Below are 14,281 nucleotides of genomic sequence, written 5' to 3' on the forward strand. Positions count from 1 at the left end.
GCTAACTATGTATGAGCGCACGACTGTCGACCCACGATCTGAGCGGCGCACTCCGCATCGCGGTGGCGCGGCTCTCCAGACGTCTGCGTTCCGAGAAGGAGGACCACGAGCTCTCCGACTCCCAGACGGCCGCTCTCGGCTACCTGGTGCGCGAGGGCTCGGCGACGATCGGTGCACTGAGCGATTTCGAGCGCGTCAAGCCGCCCTCGATGAACCGCACCGTCAACCGGCTGGAGCAGGCCGGCTACGTCGCCCGCACCGCCGACGAGGCCGACGGACGCAGGGTCGTCGTCGTCCCGACCGAACGCGGCGTCGAGCTCGTCGCCGAGACGCGCAAGCGCCGGGACGCCTGGCTGCATCAGCGGCTCCGTACACTCACCGCCGAGCAGCGCACCACCCTCGCCGAGGCCGCCGAGATCATGCGGGAGCTCGCCGACTCGTGAGTTCCATGTTCCGCTCGCTCGCCGGCGTCAACTACCGCATCTGGGCAGCCGGCGCGATCGTGTCGAACGTCGGCACCTGGATGCAGCGGACGGCCCAGGACTGGATCGTCCTCACCGAGCTCACCCACAACAACGCAGCGGCCGTCGGCTTCGTGATGGCGCTGCAGTTCGGCCCGCAGCTGCTTCTGCTGCCGGTGACGGGATGGGCGGCCGACCACCTCGACCGCCGCAAGCTCCTGATGGCGACGCAGGGCGCGATGGGGCTGCTCGGACTCGGCCTCGGAATCCTCACCGTGACCGGTGTCGTCCAGCTGTGGCACGTCTACCTCTTCGCGCTCCTGCTCGGAGTCGTCGCCGCCTTCGACGCGCCTGCCCGCCAGACGTTCGTGTCCGACCTGGTCGCCGGCCCGAACCTGTCGAACGCTGTGGCGCTGAACTCCGCCTCGTTCAACGCCGCGCGCCTCCTCGGCCCCGCGGTCGCGGGCCTCCTCACCGCAGCGGTCGGCGCCGGCTGGGTCTTCCTGATCAACGCCGCAACCTTCGGAGCGGTGCTGTTCTCGCTCGCAATGCTCCGGCGCGAGCAGCTCTACCGCACGGAGCGCGCGAAGCGCTCGCGGGGCAGCCTGGTCGACGGGTTCCGGTACGTGCGGCGCCGCCCGGACATCCTCGTCATCCTGATCATGGTGTTCCTGATCGGCACGTTCGGTCTGAACTTCCCGATCTTCATCTCGACCATGTCGGTGAGCGTCTTCCACCAGGGCGCCGGGGAGTACGGCATCCTGTCGTCGATCATGGCCGTCGGGTCGGTGGTCGGCGCCCTGCTCTCCGCGCGGCGGGACCGACCCCGGGTCTCCCTGCTGTTCGCCGGCGCAGCGTTGTTCGGCCTCGGCTGCGCTCTGGCCGCCGTGATGCCGACGTACTGGCTGTTCGCCGCAGCCCTCATCGTGATCGGCGTCTCATCTCAGACGCTCATGACGACGGCCAACGGCACGGTGCAGATGACGACGGATCCGGTGCTCCGCGGTCGCGTCATGGCCATCTACATGGCCATCTTCATGGGAGGCACCCCGGTCGGCGCGCCGATCGTCGGCTGGGTGGCCGACACCTTCGGCCCGCGCTGGGCGATGGGCGTCGGCGCCGCCAGCGGCTTCGCGGCCGCGCTGGTCGGCGTGATCTACCTCGTGAAGTACCGCGGGCTGCGCGTCCGGTTCGCCGGTCTCCGCCCGCGGGTCGTGCTCGCGCCGCGGGAAGTGGTCCGCGAGGAGCTCGAGGAGACCGAGGCGACGGCCACCCGCACCTCCTGATCGGGATGCGATACCGTGCGGGCATGTTCCCTGTGGTCGAGCCGTACGCGCACGGATGGGTGGAGAACCCCGACGGAGACAGCCTCTACTGGGAGACCAGCGGCAACCCGGACGGTATCCCCGTCCTCTGGCTGCACGGCGGGCCCGGCAGCGGCCTCGGGCCCGGCAGCTACCGCAAGCGCTACGACCCCGAGAGGTTCCGCCTCGTCGGCATCGACCAGCGGGGATGCGGCCGCAGCACCCCATCCGTCGTGGATGCGCTCGACCGACTGCCCGCGAACACCACCGATGGACTCATCGCCGACATCGAGCTGGTCCGCGCCGAACTCGGGATCGACCGCTGGATCGTGACCGGCGGATCGTGGGGGTCGACACTCTCGCTCGCCTACGCTCTGGCGCATCCCGAGCGGGTGACCGGCATCGTGCTCGGCGCGGTGACGACCACCGGTCGCGCCGAGGTCGACTGGATCACGGAGACGATGGGTCGTATCTTTCCGGAGGCGTGGGAGGCGCTCGAGCGGTCATCGCACCGCCGCCCCGGCGAGCGCGTGATCGACGCGTACGCACGCGTGCTCGCGACCGGCGCACTGGAGGAGCGGATCGCCGCGGCCGACGCCTGGGACGCGTGGGAGTCGACCCACGTCTCCCTCGACCCGAACTTCGTTCCCGGCCCCATGCACACCGATCCGACGCAGCGGCTCGTCTTCGCAACACTGGTGACGCACTACTGGGCCAACGACGCGTTCCTGCCCGGCGAGCGCGCCATCCTGAATCGCGTCGACGAGCTGGCGCACATCCCGGCGGTGCTCATCCACGGCCGTCACGACGTCAGCGGTCCGGTCATCACCCCCTGGCTGCTGCACAAGCGGTGGCCCGCGAGCCGGCTGATCGTCGTCGAAGGAGAGGGGCATGGCGGACCGCAGTCGTCGGAGCTGATGGCGGAGGCGATCAGTGTATTCGCGCGCTGACCCCAGCAGAATGGGACGCGTGACCACCGAATCCCCCGCTTCGCCCGTCTCCGACGTCTCGGCCCTCGCCCGACGCGCACTCGCGCTCGCACCGACGGGCGGCCGGGCGATCATCGGTGTCGCGGGCAGCCCCGGGTCGGGCAAGACAACGCTCGCCCGGCATGTCGCCGACCGGGTGAACGAGCTGGCCGGGGCCGGCACGGCGGTCCACCTCCCGATGGACGGCTTCCATCTCGCCAACGCCACCCTCGACGCGTTGGGTCGCCACGACCGCAAGGGCGCGATCGACACCTTCGACGGGTGGGGATTCGCGGCGCTGCTGCAGCGCGTGCTGACCGAGACCGGCAACCCGGTCTACGCCCCGGCGTTCGAGCGAACGGTCGACGAACCGGTCGCCGGCTCCATCGCCGTGCCTCCGGCCACGCGGATCGTCGTGGTCGAGGGCAACTACCTCCTCATCGACGCCGACCCGTGGTCGCGCATCCCCGCACTCCTCGCCGAGTCGTGGTTCGTGGAGACGCCGGAGGACGAACGGATGCGCCGGCTGGTCGACCGGCACACCCGCCACGGCCGGTCGGTCGAGGCGGCGACGGCGTGGGCGCGTGACGTCGACGGCGCGAACGCCGTGCTCATCGAGGCGTCCAAGACCCGCGCCACACTGCTGGTCGACGGCACCACCGGACTCTCAGGCGACGGCGCTTAACCTGGAGCAATGACCTCTCCGACCGCGTCCTTCGACCGTGTGACCGTCTTCGGCGCCGACTGGTGCCGCGACTGCATCCGCTCCAAGTCCCTCCTCGACCGACTCGGCGCCGACTACGAGTACATCGACCTCGTCGCGCGCCCCGACGAGGCCGACCGCGCGCAGCAGATCAGCGGACGCACCAACATCCCGGTCATCGTCTTCCCGGACGGCCGCCACCTGGTGGAGCCGACCGACCCCGAGCTCGAGGCCGCCCTTCGCGCCTGACCCGGCTATGCGATGCGGGCGCATCCTGCCGCCGGTGGGATGCTGAACCCATGGTCGATCCCGATGTCGCGCTGCTGCGTGCCGGGGCCCGCGCGCGTGCCCTGGCGCGCCCACGCGTGCCCTTCGACGGCGTCGTCGCCGACGAACGCGTCGGCGACGTGACCGCGCGCCGGTATACGCCGACGACAGCGACGCGCCTGGATGCCGCGGTGGTGTTCCTGCACGGCGGCTACGGCATCCTCGGCGACCTGGAGCTGCAGGACGGATACTGCCGTCGGATCGCGGGCATCCTGGGTGTCCCGGTGCTCTCGGTCGACTACCGGCTGGCGCCAGAGACTCGTCTCGCCGACTCCGCCGACGATGCGGTCGCCGCTGCGGACACGCTTGGTCGCGAGGGAAAGGGCCATGTCGTGCTGTGGGGCGACTCTGCCGGGGGTGCGGTCGCGCTCGCGGCCGCACGCTCCACCGATGCGGACGGCCTGGTCCTCACCAACCCGAACGTCGACCTCAGCCTCGCGCGCTACGACGACGCCGCGCCGGGTGGCCCCGGTCGCGAACTCTCCGAGTGGGCGTTCCTGCACTGGACGGGGGTCGACCGCATCGAAGACGCCCCAGACCTCGCCGCCGATGCGGCAGGTCTACAGCCGGTGTTCGTCGCCGTCGGCTCGGAGGACTCGCTGCTCCCGGATGCGCAGCACCTGGAGGCGCGATGCGAGGCGGCAGGCGTCCCGGCGCTGCTCCGCGTGGTGCCCGGGGCATCGCACGGCTTCATGGGCGGGCCGGACACCGAGACCATCGATGCGGTGATCCGCGAGGCCGGGCAGCGCATGATCGACGCAGACGCGTGATGCCCGCTGGGCCTGACGCGATTCATCACCACGACCGCGCAATCCCATCCACACCTCCTGTTGGACATCTGACTCGGCGGGGCGTTGAGTGGCGGATATGGAGTACACACACCTGGGCCGGTCCGGCCTGAAGGTCTCGCGCCTCGTCCTCGGCACGATGAACTTCGGTCCGCAGACCACCGAAGAGGATTCCCACCAGATCATGGATGCCGCCCATGACGCCGGCATCAACTACTTCGACACTGCCAACGTCTACGGCCAGCACAAGGGACGCGGAGCCACCGAGACGATCGTCGGCAACTGGTTCGCGCAGGGCGGCGGCCGCCGCGAGCGCACCGTCATCGCGACCAAGCTGTACGGCGACATGGGCGACTGGCCGAACGAGAACCGGCTGTCGGCGCTGAACATCCGCCGCGCCCTCGATGCCAGCCTGAAGCGCCTGCAGACCGACTACATCGACATCTACCAGTTCCACCACGTCGACCGGGACACCCCGTGGGACGAGATCTGGCAGGGCATCGAGACCGCGATCGCGCAGGGCAAGATCCTGTACGCCGGATCGAGCAACTTCGCCGGCTGGCACATCGCCACGGCACAGGCCGAGGCGCGCAAGCGCAATCTGCTCGGGCTCGTCAGCGAGCAGTCGATCTACAACCTCCTCACCCGGCAGGTCGAGCTGGAGGTGCTGCCCGCCGCGCAGGCGAACGGCGTCGGCGTCATCGCGTGGTCGCCGCTTCACGGCGGCCTCCTGGGGGGTGTGATCCGCAAGCAGAACGAGGGCAAGCGCCGGCTCGAAGGCCGCGCCGCCGAGACGCTCGAGAAGCACCGCGACGCGATCGAGGCCTATGAGGACTTCGCCGCCGAACTCGGCCACGAGCCGGGCGACCTCGCCCTGGCCTGGCTGCTGACGCGCCCCGGCGTGACCGGCCCGATCATCGGCCCGCGCACGCACGAACAGCTCGACGGCGGCCTGCGCGCCCTCGACATCCACCTCGACGACGCGGCGCTCGCGCGGCTCGACGAGATCTTCCCGGGCCACAAGACGGCCCCCGAGGACTACGCCTGGTGACCCCGGGCCACACCGACACGAAGGAGAACGAGTGAAGACACGTACCATCGGCGACGTCCAGGTCTCGGCCATCGGCCTGGGCGGCATGCCCATGTCGATCGAAGGACGCCCCGACCGCGAGCGTTCGATCAAGACCATCCACGCGGCGCTCGACGAGGGCATCACCTTCATCGACACGGCCGACGCGTACCACCTGCACGCGGACGAGGTCGGCCACAACGAGGAGCTCATCGCCGAGGCGCTGCGCACCTGGACCGGCGGCGACGCGTCGGCCGTGCTGGTCGCCACCAAGGGCGGTCACCTGCGCCCGGGCGACGGATCCTGGACGCAGAACGGGCACCCGGACTACATCAAGCAGGCCGCGAAGGAGTCCCTCCGCCGACTCGGCGGCGACGCCATCGGGCTCTACCAGTTCCACCGACCCGACCCCGAGGTCCCGTACGCGGACTCGGTGGGCGCGATCCGCGACCTGCTGGACGACGGCGTGATCCGGATGGCGGGTATCTCGAACGCGAACCCCGACCAGATCCGGCAGGCGCAGGAGATCCTGGGCGGCCGTCTGGTGTCGGTGCAGAACCAGTTCTCGCCTGCGTTCCGGTCGAGCGAGCCGGAGCTCCGCCTCGCCGACGAGCTCGGCATCGCCTTCCTGCCGTGGAGCCCGCTCGGCGGAATCACCTCGGCCGGCGACCTCGGCAGCCGGTTCGAGCCGTTCAAGGACGTGGCGGACGCCCGCGGCATCAGCCCGCAGGTGGTCGCGCTCGCGTGGCACCTGGCGCAGAGCCCGCACGTCATCCCCATCCCGGGCTCGTCGCGTCCGGAGACGATCCGCGACTCCGTCACGGCCGTCGACGTCGAGCTGACACCCGAGGAGCTCTCCAGCCTCAACGCCGCCTGACCCGCGGCATCCACGCCCTCGGCTCCCACACCATCGGCTCCCACACCATCGGCTCCTGAGTTTTTCGCCCCCGAACGCCGTTTCTGGCGGAAAAACTCAGGAGCCGGCGGCCGCGGTGGCGGGAGCCGGGGTCAGGGCGACCGGGTCGAGCTGCGTGAGGAACGCGGAGGCCGCGGGGCTCGGCTGCTCGGCGACCGCCACGGCGACGGTCCAGACGGGAGCGTCCTGCAGGCGGACAGCCCGCAGGGCGTCAGGACGCTTGCGGGCGAAGCTCTCCGGAACCACCGCGACGCCGAGGTTGTACCCCACGAGGTCGAGCAGCGGATGCACGTCGTTGACCTCCATCGCCGCCCGATAGTCGAACCCGGAGGCGGCGAACGCCCGCCGGCTCAGCGCCTGCGCGCCCCAGCCCTCCTGGAAGCCGACCAGAGGTTCCCCGCGCAGCGCGTCGAGCGGGATGCTCTGCTCCGCGGCGAAAGGGTGGTCCGGGTGGCAGAGCACCAGCATCTGCTGCGTGCTCAGCGGCCGCAGGTGCACGCCGGCCGGGGTGTGGCCGGTGTCGACGACCAGCGCGACGTCGGCGCGGCCTCCGGCCACGTCATCCACCAGTTCCTCGGATCCCGAGTAGCGCAGGCGCACCTCGACGCCGGGATTCGCGGTCCGGAACGCCGCGAGCTCGGCGGGAAGGTCGACCGAGCCGAGACACGGCTCCGCGCCGATGGTCAGGCGTCCGCGCAGGAGCCCCCGGACGGCGGCGACCGCATCGCGCGCCGCGGCGGCACTCGCGAGGGTGCGCACCGAGTCGGCCAGGAGCGCCTGACCGGCAGCGGTCAGCTCCACTCGCCGGGTGCTGCGGATGAACAGTGAGGTGCCCAACTCCTGCTCGAGCGAGCGGATGGACGCGGACAACCCCGACTGCGATATGCGCAGCAGCTCCGCCGCGCGGGTGAAGTGCCGTTCTTCGGCCACGGTGACGAAGTGCTCGAGCTGCCGCAATTCCATTATGCGATCGTACTGCTGAATCCTGGGCCGCTGATACGCGACGTCGATACCGGTCCGGGATGCGTCAGGCGACCGAGGCCTCCGCGGTCACGTCTTCGCCGGGCGCGGCGTCGAAGCGGAAGGTCCGGCGGAAACGGTCCACGAGGCCGCGGTCGCCGGTCTCGACATCGAGCGGTGGAGGGTCCCCGCTGAGGAGTTCGCCCAGGCGCTCGCGCTCGACGCGGAACTCGAGCACGTCCGCCGGCGGCGGGATCGCGACCCGGCGCTGCGGCTGCGGGAGCGCGTCGGGGCCGACGTCCATCACGTCGAGGGTGCCTGCGTCTACGACGGCGCTCACGGACGTCTCCCCCGTGTGGATGACGTACTCGGTCGGCGGGAACCCGGCCGCGACCTCGCCGCGGAACGCCGCCCGCAACGTCACGGCCAGCGCATCGGCGGTCAGCACCTCACCCTCCGCCGGTTCACCGGGTGCGGCCCAGCCCCAGCGTTCGAGCGCGAGGATGACCGGCTCGAGCTGGCGGCCGAGCGGTGTCAGTTCGTACCCGCCGCGAACGGTCGGGACGCGGCGGATGATGCCCGCCTGCTGCAGTTCTTTGAGCCGATCGCTGAGGATGTTGGTCGGGATCCGCGGCAGGCCGGCCTTGAGGTCGCTGTAGCGGCGCGCGCCGGCGAGCAGGTCGCGGACGACGAGCAGCGCCCACCGTTCGCCGACCCGCTCCACCGCGCGCGCCACTCCTCCGGCCTGGCCGAAGCCGCGGGGTGCCCGTGCCGCCATCCGGGATGCCGTGTCAGGCCTGCGCCGGAGCTTCGGCGCCGTGCTCGGCCATGTACGCCTCCGGGCCCTTCTCGACGGCCTCGGGTGCCATGTAGAGGTAGGACAGGTTGTTGCCGTCCGGGTCCTCCAGGTCGCGCGAGTACATGAACCCGTAGTCCTGTGCCGGCCGCGGCTCCGTGCCGCCGGCCTCGAGCCCGCGCGCGACGATCGCGTCGACGTCCTCGCGGGAGTCCTGGCTGAGGGCGATGGTCGCACCGGTCTGGGTGGCCGGGTCGATGATCTGCTTGTCGGTGAAGGTGGCGAGGAACTCGCGCGTCTGCACCATGAAGTAGATGGTGTCGCTGAGGACGACGCAGGCCGCGTTGTCGTCGGTGAACATGGGGTTGATCGTGTACCCGAGAGCCTCGTAGAAGGTCTTAGCGCGCTCGAGGTCGTTCGTCGGGAAGTTGACGAAGATGTTCGTGGTCATGGTGTCCTCCGGTCGTCGGTGTGGCACTAGCTTGCTCTTTGCAAGTTCACTTGTCAAGAACAAGTAAACGTCTCGAGCGCAGCCTGTCGATGCCCTCCCGTATCTCGTGCACCAGGGTGATCGATCCGTCCGCCTCCGCTGCCTCTAGAGCGTCTGCCTGGGCGCCGTCGGCTGCCGTGAACCACGAGGCGATCGTCACCCCGTGGCCGGGGCGGGAGAGCACCTCGACGCGGTCGCCCGCCCCGACGCTGCCCGACTTCACGACGGAGAGGTACGTCCCGGGGCGGCCTCTCTCCGTGAAGCGCTTGACCCACTGCGGCTCCCGCATGCGCCGCTGGAACACAGCGCACGGCTCCCGCGGGCAGGTGACTTCGACCACGAGTTCGTCGCCGATCCGCCAGCGCTCCCCGATCTCGGCTGCGTTCACGTCGAAGCCCGCCGTGCGGAGGTTCTCGCCGAACAGGCCGGGCGGGATGTCGCGGCCGAGCTCCGAGGCCCACTCCTCTGCGTCCTCGTCGGCGTAGGCGTACAGCGCCTTCGCCGCTCCACCGTGGTGCTTCCGGTCGGCCTGGACGTCGCCGTGCAGCCCGAGCGGTCTCACCCGCAGCCGCTTGTCCACCGGCCGCTTGTCGATGGCCGTGACACCGATCGTCCCGCTGTCGTGAAGGAGCTGTTCGACGCGGCACACCGCGAGAATCTCTGCCATCGACCCAGTATTCCAGCAGCCGCGCGCCGACTCATCGCACCCCGCGCATCAGCCGAAGCACCCACGGACTGAGCAGGGCAAGGAGCACCCCGATCGCGATCGCGATGCCGCCGATGATGCTGAAGTAGATCCCTTCCGGCACCGTCGTGAAGAGCTTGCCGAGCTGGCCCGCCATCGCCGTCCCGAGGGCCACGGACAGGAAGTACAGCGCAACCATCTGCGCCTGGAACGAGCGTGGTGCCAGCTTGGTCGTCACGGACAACCCGGGAGGCGAGATCAGCAGCTCCGCGACCGTGAAGACGAAGAGGATGCCGATCATGGCCAGCAGCGGCGTGCTGTGCTCTCCTCCACCCGCCCAGAACAGGAACAGGAAGAAGGCGAGGCCCATGAGGACCGTCCCCGCGGCGAACTTGATCGGCGTCGACGGCTGCTTCTCCCCCCACTTCGTCCAGATCGCCGCGAAGACGCCCGAGAGCACGATGATGAAGATCGGGTTGATGGACTGCACCCACGAGACCGGGAACTCCCAGCCGAAGAGATTCCGGTCCAGGCGCTTGTCGGAGTAGATGGTGACCACCGTGAACTGCTGCTGGTAGAGCGTCCAGAACGCCGCATTGGTGATGAACAGCGGGATGAAAGCGAAGAGCCGGCTGCGCTCGTCGGCGTTCAGGAGCTTCGACGTCAGGATGACCGCGAAGTAGGCGATCGCAGCCACGATGGTCACGGCGATCACCCACAGCGCGAGATTGGATGCGTTGATGAGCCCGGTGAGTACCAGAACGACGATCACGACGAGACCCGCAACCCCGATGCCGATCATCAGCGGGTACCGCGAGCGCTCGAGAGGATGCGGCACCTGCCGCGCCTGGTCGGGGAGCCGCTTCCGGCCGAGCGAGTACTGGATGAGCCCGATCGCCATGCCGACCGCGGCGAGCGCGAAGCCCCAGTGGAAGCCGAGCGTCGACTGCAGCAGTCCGGTGAGGAGGGGCCCGAAGAAGGCGCCCAGGTTGATGCCGAGATAGAAGAGCGAGAATCCGGCATCGCGCCGCGGGTCCTTCTCCGAGTACAGCGTCCCGACGATCCGGGTGGCGTTCGCCTTCAGGCCACCGCTTCCCAGGGCGACGAACAGAAGGCCCACGAGCACGCCGGCAACACCGGGAATGACGGCGAGCGAGATGTGGCCGGCCATGATGACGACGGCGCTCCAGAACAGCACCCGTTCCGACCCGAACAGCCGGTCGGCGAGCCAGGCGCCGAGGATCGTGGAGAGGTAGACGGCGCCGCCATAGGCGCCGACCACACCGGTGGCCGTCGCCTCGTCGATGCCGAGGCCGCCGCGTTCGGCTGAGTAGTACAGGTAGATGAGCAGGATGCCCTGCATGCCGTAGAAGGAGAACCGCTCCCACATCTCGACGCCGAAGATGTTGGCGAGCGCGCGCGGCTGACCGAAGAAGCCGTGGCTGCTGTCGTCGTCGCGTCGCGCTGGTGCGGTGTCCGTTCTGCTCATGGCGACCATGCTCCCACCGCCGATCGCCCGGGTGAACGCCCGTTCGAGGACCGGTGGATAACTTCCGCGGCGCCACCATTGTGCAAACGGACGCACAAAACGGTCACTTCCCTGGCTTTCACGCAACGATTCACCATATGCTCGGCCCGTGGACAATCTCGATCGCAGCATCCTCGACCTGCTCCGTCAGAACGCCCGGGCGGGATACGGCGACATCGGTTCCGTCGTCGGGCTCTCGGCCTCAGCCGTGAAGCGCCGCGTGGACCGCCTGGTGGCCGATGGCGTGATCCGCGGGTTCACCATCCAGGTCGATCCCGCGATCGACGGGATGAGCACGGAGGCCTACGTCGAACTGTTCTGCCGGGGCACCGTGTCGCCGGAGGAGTTGCTGCGCATCCTCTCCGCCGTGCCCGAAGTCGTCGACGCGGGCACGGTGACCGGAAGCGCCGACGCCATCGTCCACATCCGCTCGCGCGACATCCCGAGCCTGGAGGCCGCGCTCGAGAAGGTACGGCTCGCCCCGAACGTCGATCACACGCGCAGCGCCATCGTGCTGTCGCGCCTGATCAACCGCGGCAACGCCTGAGCGTCGCGAAACTTCAAGACCCGGCCGCCCGAAGGGATGAGACTGGCGGCATGAGTACGACAGCACGCGCAGACATCCGCATCGACGCGTCCCGTGACCGCCTCTGGACGGCCCTGACCGACCCGGACACGATCGCCCGCTACCTCTTCGGCAGCCGCGTCTCGACCGATTGGAAGACGGGCAGTCCGATCGTCTATCGGGGCGAGTGGGAAGGCAAGCCCTACGAGGACAAGGGCACCATCCTGGAGATCGTCCCCGGCGAGCGCCTCGTCACCAGCTATTACAGTCCGCTGAGCGGAAAGCCGGACATCCCCGAGAGCTATCAGACCGTCTCGTACCTTCTCGCCGACGACGGCGACGGCACTGTCGTGACGATCACGCAGGACGGCTGCGCCGACGACGCAGAAGCCGAGCGATCGAGCGGCAACTGGCGCATGGTGCTCGACAGCATGAAGTCGGTCGTCGTGCGCGGCTGACCGTCTCCTGCGAGAACGTTCAGCGCGCCGACCCGGCGCGAGGGCACGATCCGAGCACCGGCACGGGGAACAGTGGCACGATGGGCGCATGAAACTGCTCGTTGTCGAAGACGATCCCGACATGGGAGGCCTCGTCCAGCGCGGTCTGGCGGCCGAGGGCTACGACGTCACCCTGGTCACCAATGGCGTCGACGCGCTCATCGCCCTGCGCAGCGACACGTTCTCCGCTGCGGCGATCGACGTGATGCTGCCCGGCATGAGCGGCTTCGAGCTGTGCCGTCACATCCGTGAGGCGTCGAACCCGATGCCCATCCTGCTGCTGACGGCGCGCGACGCGATCGAGGACCGCGTCCACGGACTCGACTCGGGAGCCGACGACTACCTGACGAAGCCGTTCGCGTTCGCCGAGCTCGCGGCCCGGGTCCGAGCCCTGCTGCGCCGCGAGCCCACGGGGATGCGGCCTCAGGTGAGCGTCGGGCGCTTGACGATCGACTCGCACGAGCACCAGGCACTGGTCGCCGGGCACGAGATGCCGTTGAGCCGCCGGGAGTTCACCCTCTTGCGCCTCTTCGCCACCAACCCGGACAAGACGCTGTCGCGTTCCGACATCCTCGAGTCGGTGTGGGGCACCACCGAGAACATCGGCACCAACGTCATCGACCAGTACGTCTCGTACCTCCGGAAGAAGCTGGATGCGGCGGGCGCCGGACTGAACATCGTCACCGAGCGGGGCCGCGGCTACCGTCTCGATGCCCGCAATGCGGTCGACACCAAGCGCACGACGCCGGGCGGCGACCACGTCCCGAGTAGCCACGACACCGCATCCACCTCGTGAATCGGCTGCGGCGCCTCTCGATCACGGCGCGCATCACGATCGGCAGTCTGATCGTCGCGGCGCTGTTCGGTCTGGTCGCCGTCTTCATCATCCGTGTCGGGGTGTCGTCCATCCTCCACAACGCGACCGTCACTCTCCTGAGCAATGACGTCGCAGCGCCAGTGGAGTCGCTGCCGTCGAAGCCGACGGGTCCGTTCGACCTGCCGGGCGGCGGCCAGGAGCTCGCGATCGTCGCCGAGGACGGCACCATCCTCGCGTCGACCATGCCGCAGGGGCTCGAGGACCGCATCGGGCGTCTCATCGATCAGGGCCGTGAGCCGCGCGAGGTGCAGGTGGGCGACGACCACTATCTCGTCCTCTCGCGCAGCGTCACCACGTCGGACGGCGTGATGCACGTCGTCGCCGCGCGGAACGACGAGACGACCGCGCTCATCCTCGACCGGCTGACGGCAGCCCTGCTCGCGGGCGCCGGTGTGCTGATCCTCGCGTTCGGCGCGGCGTCGTGGCTGCTCGCGCGAGCGGCGCTGCGGCCGGTGAGCCGGATGCGGGAGCAGGCGGATCGCATCGCCGGCTCGACCCCGCAGGAGGCGGCCCTGTTGACGGTCGGGCCGGCCCAGGACGAGTTGTCGGAGCTCGCGACGACGCTCAACGATCTGATCCTGCGCCTCCGTGCGTCGGCGGAACGAGAGCGTCAGATGGTGTCCGACGCCAGCCATGAGCTGCGCACGCCGCTGGCCGTGCTACGCGGGCAGCTGGAGCTGGCCGAGCTGGATGCGGGGGATCCGAACGCCCTGCTGACCGACATCCGGGCATCGCACGCGACGGCGATTCGCCTGGCGGCCCTCGCGAACAACCTGCTGGAGCTGTCGCGGATCGAGGCCGGCCCGTCGAGCGGTCGGATCGACTGGCGGACCTTGGTGGATGAGCTGACGGACGCGATCGACCGGGCGCGCCTGCTGGTGAGCAGCGACGACGAGGCCGCCGGCATCTCGGTCGACTTCGAGTACGACCCCCGACAGCGACCCGATCCGGAAGCACGGGTCGCCCTGTCCCCCACCGATTTCGGGCGCATCCTCGACAACCTGCTGGCGAACGCGATCATCGCCATCCGATCCTGTGGCGAAGACCGCCCTGAGGCGACCGTCGTTGCCGCGCTGTCGCTCGCGGACGGCACGGATGGCAGCGAGTCGGTGGTGCTGACGGTCCGGGATTCCGGCCCGGGAATGCCGGAGGAGTTCATCCCCGTCGCCCTGGACCGCTTCACACGCGCCGACGGGTCCCGTACGGGTCAGTCGGGTGGCGGGCTGGGGCTCGCGATCGTTGGCGCGTTGGCGGATGCAGCCGGCGGACGCGTCCGGCTCGCGAACGCCGAGCCCAACGGGCTCACGGTGACGGTGATCCTGCCCCTGCGCCGCGACTGATCGTCAG

Annotated in this window: 17 protein-coding genes; 12 read left to right on the plus strand and 5 right to left on the minus strand. The window is 69.7% G+C overall.

Annotated features, from left to right (window positions below; translation table 11 throughout):
* Positions 1-11 precede the first annotated feature (11 nt).
* The 8 genes from BLR91_RS16980 to BLR91_RS17015 all read left to right on the plus strand — a co-directional run bounded on the left by BLR91_RS16980 (position 12) and on the right by BLR91_RS17015 (position 6,497).
* Positions 12-443, plus strand: coding sequence for a MarR family winged helix-turn-helix transcriptional regulator (locus BLR91_RS16980; protein ID WP_018189232.1), 432 nt, complete (start codon positions 12-14; stop codon positions 441-443).
* A 5-nt stretch (positions 444-448) separates the two neighbouring features.
* Entirely contained in the window at positions 449-1,747 is a 1,299-nt protein-coding gene (locus BLR91_RS16985; RefSeq protein WP_089879780.1) for an MFS transporter, read from the plus strand.
* A 5-nt stretch (positions 1,748-1,752) separates the two neighbouring features.
* Positions 1,753-2,715, plus strand: coding sequence for a prolyl aminopeptidase (pip, locus tag BLR91_RS16990; protein WP_089879777.1), 963 nt, complete (start codon positions 1,753-1,755; stop codon positions 2,713-2,715).
* Between the two features lie 10 nt (positions 2,716-2,725).
* On the plus strand, positions 2,726-3,418 hold the full coding sequence (locus tag BLR91_RS16995; protein ID WP_089879774.1) for a nucleoside/nucleotide kinase family protein: 693 nt from the start codon (positions 2,726-2,728) through the stop codon (positions 3,416-3,418).
* A gap of 9 nt (positions 3,419-3,427) precedes the next feature.
* Positions 3,428-3,685 (plus strand): glutaredoxin family protein, encoded by a 258-nt coding sequence (locus BLR91_RS17000; protein ID WP_089879770.1) that lies wholly within the window; start codon positions 3,428-3,430, stop codon positions 3,683-3,685.
* A gap of 50 nt (positions 3,686-3,735) precedes the next feature.
* Positions 3,736-4,533 (plus strand): alpha/beta hydrolase, encoded by a 798-nt coding sequence (locus tag BLR91_RS17005; protein ID WP_089879768.1) that lies wholly within the window; start codon positions 3,736-3,738, stop codon positions 4,531-4,533.
* Positions 4,534-4,630: 97 nt separating this feature from the next.
* Positions 4,631-5,602: an aldo/keto reductase gene (locus BLR91_RS17010; RefSeq protein WP_089879765.1), complete on the plus strand. Its 972-nt coding sequence runs from the start codon at positions 4,631-4,633 to the stop codon at positions 5,600-5,602.
* Positions 5,603-5,633: 31 nt separating this feature from the next.
* Entirely contained in the window at positions 5,634-6,497 is an 864-nt protein-coding gene (locus tag BLR91_RS17015; protein WP_089879762.1) for an aldo/keto reductase, read from the plus strand.
* Between the two features lie 96 nt (positions 6,498-6,593).
* Here the strand turns inward: BLR91_RS17015 and BLR91_RS17020 are convergent, their stop codons facing one another.
* From BLR91_RS17020 to BLR91_RS17040, 5 genes are all read right to left on the minus strand, one after another.
* Positions 6,594-7,499 carry a LysR family transcriptional regulator gene (locus BLR91_RS17020; RefSeq protein ID WP_089879759.1) on the minus strand — a complete coding sequence of 302 codons (906 nt, stop codon included), beginning with the start codon at positions 7,497-7,499 and terminating at the stop codon, positions 6,594-6,596.
* 64 nt (positions 7,500-7,563) lie between these two features.
* The gene (locus BLR91_RS17025; RefSeq protein WP_089879756.1) at positions 7,564-8,274 is read right to left on the minus strand and encodes a winged helix-turn-helix transcriptional regulator; all 711 of its coding nucleotides are present in this window, start codon (positions 8,272-8,274) and stop codon (positions 7,564-7,566) included.
* Positions 8,275-8,287: 13 nt separating this feature from the next.
* The gene (locus BLR91_RS17030) at positions 8,288-8,743 is read right to left on the minus strand and encodes a VOC family protein (protein WP_018189223.1); all 456 of its coding nucleotides are present in this window, start codon (positions 8,741-8,743) and stop codon (positions 8,288-8,290) included.
* Between the two features lie 46 nt (positions 8,744-8,789).
* Complete coding sequence (locus BLR91_RS17035; RefSeq protein ID WP_089879754.1) at positions 8,790-9,449, minus strand: MOSC domain-containing protein; 660 nt, start codon at positions 9,447-9,449, stop codon at positions 8,790-8,792.
* Positions 9,450-9,480: 31 nt separating this feature from the next.
* Positions 9,481-10,965, minus strand: coding sequence for a peptide MFS transporter (locus BLR91_RS17040; RefSeq protein WP_089879751.1), 1,485 nt, complete (start codon positions 10,963-10,965; stop codon positions 9,481-9,483).
* A 139-nt stretch (positions 10,966-11,104) separates the two neighbouring features.
* Between BLR91_RS17040 and BLR91_RS17045 the strand changes: the two genes are divergently transcribed.
* The 4 genes from BLR91_RS17045 to BLR91_RS17060 all read left to right on the plus strand — a co-directional run bounded on the left by BLR91_RS17045 (position 11,105) and on the right by BLR91_RS17060 (position 14,274).
* Positions 11,105-11,542, plus strand: coding sequence for an Lrp/AsnC family transcriptional regulator (locus tag BLR91_RS17045; protein WP_018189220.1), 438 nt, complete (start codon positions 11,105-11,107; stop codon positions 11,540-11,542).
* A 50-nt stretch (positions 11,543-11,592) separates the two neighbouring features.
* The gene (locus BLR91_RS17050) at positions 11,593-12,018 is read left to right on the plus strand and encodes an SRPBCC family protein (RefSeq protein ID WP_089879748.1); all 426 of its coding nucleotides are present in this window, start codon (positions 11,593-11,595) and stop codon (positions 12,016-12,018) included.
* A gap of 88 nt (positions 12,019-12,106) precedes the next feature.
* On the plus strand, positions 12,107-12,853 hold the full coding sequence (locus tag BLR91_RS17055; RefSeq protein ID WP_018189218.1) for a response regulator transcription factor: 747 nt from the start codon (positions 12,107-12,109) through the stop codon (positions 12,851-12,853).
* Positions 12,850-14,274: a sensor histidine kinase gene (locus BLR91_RS17060; protein ID WP_018189217.1), complete on the plus strand. Its 1,425-nt coding sequence runs from the start codon at positions 12,850-12,852 to the stop codon at positions 14,272-14,274. Before BLR91_RS17055 ends, BLR91_RS17060 begins: the two co-directional genes overlap by 4 nt.
* Positions 14,275-14,281 lie beyond the last annotated feature (7 nt).

Origin of the sequence: Leifsonia sp. 466MF, from assembly GCF_900100265.1 — a bacterium.
Taxonomy (GTDB): domain Bacteria; phylum Actinomycetota; class Actinomycetes; order Actinomycetales; family Microbacteriaceae; genus Leifsonia.

What these genes read in the sequence shown, in the direction of transcription:
- BLR91_RS17040 (WP_089879751.1), bottom strand. Translation starts at nt 10,965, where the DNA reads ATGGTCGCCATGAGCAGAACGGACACCGCACCAGCGCGACGCGACGAC.
- BLR91_RS17035 (WP_089879754.1), bottom strand. Translation starts at nt 9,449, where the DNA reads ATGGCAGAGATTCTCGCGGTGTGCCGCGTCGAACAGCTCCTTCACGAC.
- pip (WP_089879777.1), top strand. Translation starts at nt 1,753, where the DNA reads ATGCGATACCGTGCGGGCATGTTCCCTGTGGTCGAGCCGTACGCGCAC.
- BLR91_RS17010 (WP_089879765.1), top strand. Translation starts at nt 4,631, where the DNA reads ATGGAGTACACACACCTGGGCCGGTCCGGCCTGAAGGTCTCGCGCCTC.
- BLR91_RS17020 (WP_089879759.1), bottom strand. Translation starts at nt 7,499, where the DNA reads ATGGAATTGCGGCAGCTCGAGCACTTCGTCACCGTGGCCGAAGAACGG.
- BLR91_RS16995 (WP_089879774.1), top strand. Translation starts at nt 2,726, where the DNA reads ATGGGACGCGTGACCACCGAATCCCCCGCTTCGCCCGTCTCCGACGTC.
- BLR91_RS16985 (WP_089879780.1), top strand. Translation starts at nt 449, where the DNA reads ATGTTCCGCTCGCTCGCCGGCGTCAACTACCGCATCTGGGCAGCCGGC.
- BLR91_RS17030 (WP_018189223.1), bottom strand. Translation starts at nt 8,743, where the DNA reads ATGACCACGAACATCTTCGTCAACTTCCCGACGAACGACCTCGAGCGC.
- BLR91_RS17005 (WP_089879768.1), top strand. Translation starts at nt 3,736, where the DNA reads ATGGTCGATCCCGATGTCGCGCTGCTGCGTGCCGGGGCCCGCGCGCGT.
- BLR91_RS17025 (WP_089879756.1), bottom strand. Translation starts at nt 8,274, where the DNA reads ATGGCGGCACGGGCACCCCGCGGCTTCGGCCAGGCCGGAGGAGTGGCG.
- BLR91_RS17055 (WP_018189218.1), top strand. Translation starts at nt 12,107, where the DNA reads ATGAAACTGCTCGTTGTCGAAGACGATCCCGACATGGGAGGCCTCGTC.
- BLR91_RS17050 (WP_089879748.1), top strand. Translation starts at nt 11,593, where the DNA reads ATGAGTACGACAGCACGCGCAGACATCCGCATCGACGCGTCCCGTGAC.
- BLR91_RS17000 (WP_089879770.1), top strand. Translation starts at nt 3,428, where the DNA reads ATGACCTCTCCGACCGCGTCCTTCGACCGTGTGACCGTCTTCGGCGCC.
- BLR91_RS16980 (WP_018189232.1), top strand. Translation starts at nt 12, where the DNA reads ATGAGCGCACGACTGTCGACCCACGATCTGAGCGGCGCACTCCGCATC.